1 protein-coding gene is annotated in these 211 nt (G+C 51.7%); it reads left to right on the top strand.

The annotated features are described in order from the left end of the window. Nucleotides 1–31: 31 nt before the first annotated feature. Nucleotides 32–211: C2H2-type zinc finger protein (locus tag E1189_RS26050; protein ID WP_408014663.1), on the top strand; the 180-nt coding region annotated here is incomplete at its 3' end.

Here is a 211-nt window from a genome sequence, read left to right as displayed (position 1 = left end):
CAAACGCACCCACACAGGGGACAGGCCCTTCATCTGTAACTTTGACGGCTGCAAAAAATCTTTCACCCAATCCGGTTCACTCATCAGACACAAGCGCACTCACATAGGGAGCAAGCCCTTTTTATGTGACTTTGACCGGTGCAACAAGGCTTTCACCTCATCCGGTAGTCTCACCACACACAAGCGTACCCATACAGGGGACAGGCCCTTT

The sequence above is a fragment of the Parendozoicomonas verongulae genome (assembly GCF_009711465.1).
Taxonomy (GTDB): domain Bacteria; phylum Pseudomonadota; class Gammaproteobacteria; order Pseudomonadales; family Endozoicomonadaceae; genus Sansalvadorimonas; species Sansalvadorimonas verongulae.
The sequence above is the reverse complement of the archived record's forward strand: the minus strand, read 5'-3'. Positions and strand labels throughout refer to the sequence as shown.